The sequence below is a fragment of the Sporomusa sp. genome (assembly GCF_057736855.1).
In genome coordinates, this window is the sequence record NZ_JBYKYF010000327.1 from 1 (window position 1) to 686 (window position 686).

Genomic DNA, 686 nt, shown 5'->3' on the forward strand with positions numbered 1-686 from the left:
AATGCGCCCGTACCTATTGCAACCAGGGGGTTAAAATCGTATTTCCGAGCTGCCTCCCAGTAGAGGATACCTGCTTCGCGGAAGTGGCCAAGGAACACCACGTTTACACCTGCATTTTTTAACTTCATGATTACCGGGGACATGTCGCGGATTTCCTCGCCAGCATAGTACTCCTCTACAGCGATGTTTATACCAGCCTCTCTGAGTACCTTAGCTACATTCTCACCCATCGTGGCACCCCATGAGTCATCCCGGTATACAAGCCCAGCTTTGACATCCGACGGCTTAAGGTTCAGCCGGGGCATCAAATCAGCAACGAACCACTTTGCCTGAAATTCCCCCTCACCAGGAGAAATAGGGCAAGTCCTAAAAACCCAAGGTGAACCCGGCTTGGTAAGTTCTGGTCCCCCAGTGAGCGTGAGCCAGAATATAACTTTGTTTCGTTCGCAAATGGGAGCAACAGCTTTGTCCCAACTGTCAACGGCGCTCCCGATTAGTACCTTGACACCCTCGCCGATGAGTCTCCTGGCCTCGCTTTGAGCCGACTCCATACTGGTCACATCGGCAACAATGAGCTCTACTGGCCTGTCTTGAACAGTGCCGGCGTGTTGAATTGCGAGTTCAAAGCCCCTTTTCTCCTCTTGAGCCACCACAGGTTCCACTGTACTTAAGTGAAGAATAGCGCC

At 51.9% G+C, this 686-nt stretch carries 1 protein-coding gene; it reads right to left on the reverse strand.

All coding sequences use genetic code 11. The annotated features are described in order from the left end of the window. Positions 1-653, reverse strand: a 653-nt coding sequence (locus AC29Z1_RS15575; RefSeq protein ID WP_488272371.1) for an ABC transporter substrate-binding protein, incomplete at its 3' end; no start/stop codon positions are given. Between the last annotated feature and the right edge of the window lie 33 nt (positions 654-686).